The organism is Paenibacillus sp. 01T422 (assembly GCF_056398785.1).
The window spans coordinates 1-2,400 of sequence record NZ_JBFTQB010000948.1; the positions used below are offsets into that span (position 1 = coordinate 1).

Annotated in this window: 4 protein-coding genes and 1 pseudogene; 3 read left to right on the plus strand and 2 right to left on the minus strand. The window is 42.0% G+C overall.

The annotated features are described in order from the left end of the window. Positions 1-348, plus strand: a 348-nt coding sequence (locus tag AC1DUA_RS33890) for a manganese efflux pump MntP (protein ID WP_477503922.1), incomplete at its 5' end; no start/stop codon positions are given. Positions 349-414: 66 nt separating this feature from the next. Beyond that, a pseudogene (locus AC1DUA_RS33895) lies at positions 415-546 on the plus strand (FtsW/RodA/SpoVE family cell cycle protein); the annotation flags it as partial. Positions 547-597: 51 nt separating this feature from the next. Here AC1DUA_RS33895 and AC1DUA_RS33900 read toward each other — a convergent pair. After that, positions 598-1,218, minus strand: coding sequence for a hypothetical protein (locus tag AC1DUA_RS33900; protein WP_477503924.1), 621 nt, complete (start codon positions 1,216-1,218; stop codon positions 598-600). Positions 1,219-1,276: 58 nt separating this feature from the next. On the opposite strand from AC1DUA_RS33900, the gene AC1DUA_RS33905 reads away from it, so the two are divergent. Beyond that, the gene (locus AC1DUA_RS33905; protein WP_477503926.1) at positions 1,277-1,774 is read left to right on the plus strand and encodes an LURP-one-related family protein; all 498 of its coding nucleotides are present in this window, start codon (positions 1,277-1,279) and stop codon (positions 1,772-1,774) included. Between the two features lie 95 nt (positions 1,775-1,869). Here AC1DUA_RS33905 and AC1DUA_RS33910 read toward each other — a convergent pair whose 3' ends face one another. Next, a complete protein-coding gene (locus AC1DUA_RS33910) occupies positions 1,870-2,343 on the minus strand; it encodes a hypothetical protein (protein WP_477503927.1) in 474 nt (157 codons plus the stop codon). Positions 2,344-2,400: the final 57 nt, after the last annotated feature.

The following is a 2,400-nucleotide window of genomic DNA, read 5'->3' on the forward strand; positions in this document are numbered from 1 at the left end:
CATAGAAGGACTGCATCAAGTGTAGCACAATGTGACCAAACAACTACTAAACCTAATCGCATTGCCGCTACAGCCGATAAAGATGAAAATCATATCATCTCCTGGGTCGAAGCCATCTCATTGGGTTTTGCATTATCAATTAACTGTATAGCAAGTGGTTTGGGGGCAGGAGCCAGTGGGGTATCTCCATTGTTTACAGCAATCTCTGTCGGCATTTTTTCACTGATTTCTGTAGATATTGGAGTTAGGTTTGGCTACAAGATAGCAAAATCGTGGTTTGGAAAATATGCAGAAGTTGTAGGATGTCTTTTACTAATTGTTATCGGTTTGTACGAAGTTATTATATAAATGTCATTTGTGCTAATTCATAAAAATGGAACTATTTGTAAAGACAATACGTCTAATTAATGTAGGATGCTGATCGGTATCATGCCGATTACAGGGATCACACTTCCTTTTATAAGTTACGGAGGCACCTCGCTGTTAATCAACATGATATCGATAGGCTTTGTTCTAAGTATAAAAATCTATGATGACATAGATTAGCACAGTATGATAAGAGGAATTAAGTAGTTTCACGAATGAAGAACGCTATTATTATTTCTTGAGTAATCCTGCATGTATCCATCTTTGGCCTATAAGCCATACCTTTAAACCAGTCCCCCACAGGATCAGAGCGGAACCAAAACCTACAACGAGCCACCACATAATGACTGGATGTCCGCCAAGCGTTGCATTTTCTGGTATAAATAGAAGTGTAGCAATCGCAAGTAAGGTTAAGAGACTTCCCGTTACATAGTGGGTCTTGATCCGAAACAATGATGCCAAAGGAATGAAATGAAGTCCAACGATGATGGCCATTATGGGAAAAAGTAGATTAAAATGGTTTGTAGCGGTACAAATCGCACTTGCGGCTCCTATTGCCAAGCCTTCAATCGTGAAAATGATGCCAAACCAGATCCAAACGCGTTTCCAGCGGCGTGTATCGGATTCGGCAGGTTGAGAGAATTGCTTGGATGCGACAAGTAACGAAATACCGCCAGACAGCAGCAGTATACCAACGAAAACTGCCACAATGATCAGCCCTGTGGAACCCCAACCCTGCAGCCCACCTATACCGATACCTGCCCAGAGCGTACCGAATAACGCCATGAAGATAACTCCCAACGATGTACCTCGAACAGCTGCTCTCGGAATTGTTGAAGTCGTTTGTCTCATAATCGCAAACTTCCTTTCCGCATTATTTTTGGTGATTCCACTTGAGGAGGAGAGAGATTTGAATTTATATTTTCGTGATAATTTCTTTAATGCGGGTTTTACGGAAATTTTGGATAGTCAGGAGAAGAATATTGGACATCTAGATTTGAAGAGCTCATTTGGTTCGGCAATCGATGTGTATGACGTCAATGACCGGCTGCTCTTCAAAGGCGGTTTTCCGTTTTTTTTAGGTAAATGGGAGATATCGAATCCGGATGGGAGTCTGGCCGGCGTGCTGCGAAGCCGATTTACGCTGTTCGCCAAGAAATTCACCTATGAAACGGAAGGGAGAGGCAGTTATGACATCACCTCCCCGGCATTTTCAAAAGAATATGACATATCGGATTCATCCGGCGCGCTTGTCGCTCAATTCGAAAAAGTGAACGGATGGTTTTCTTCAGGAGCTTTTACATTGAGAAACCAATGTGATGACTTGGACAGTTACGAACTTGTGGCTGTCATTATGGGTATGCATGCGATTCAAAAAAGGCAAGACGCCAGCCATGCGTCTCATTAAATGATAACCAAACAATTGCCATACTGGCAAGCAAGAAAAGACTGTTATCACCTGTGCAGTACGGGTGATCGCAGTCTTTTGTCAATGTGCGCAGCTTATAGAGGCGCAGCCAATCTTTCCATTTTAATAAAATGAATCTGTAACGAGCCGAAAAACACTCTGCCTTGATTATATTGAAGCTCACATAAGTACCCATAGGTTCGTGATATCGACTGCAGCTCTTTGAAACCTGGCAGCATTTTAACCAAAGATGTAATTTGTAGAATGACGTGATTCGGCAGATGCGTGAACATCCTTGTATGGATGCCGTCGACGACGGATATAAAGCTGGGAAATGCGGACTTGTTGAAGTGTGAGAGTTTAGCGCTATCCTGGGCAATTTCTAATATTTCCTTGTTTAGGCGATTTAGATTAATTGTAATGTTTTTGTAAAAGTAAATGCCAAATCCGATTCTGTTCGTTAGGGGGTTGATGCGTTTCTTCCACTTTAACACGGTTGCTTCAAGGTAAGTCTCCAGCTGATCAGCAAATGATCGCTTATGAAATAGGGATTTGAAAAATTTCCTCATGATTATTCTCCTTCGTATAGCAAGTTGCCTTGGATTTGACGTAAGCGTGTCGTGTAT

What these genes read in the sequence shown, in the direction of transcription:
- AC1DUA_RS33900 (WP_477503924.1), bottom strand. Translation starts at nt 1,218, where the DNA reads ATGAGACAAACGACTTCAACAATTCCGAGAGCAGCTGTTCGAGGTACA.
- AC1DUA_RS33910 (WP_477503927.1), bottom strand. Translation starts at nt 2,343, where the DNA reads ATGAGGAAATTTTTCAAATCCCTATTTCATAAGCGATCATTTGCTGAT.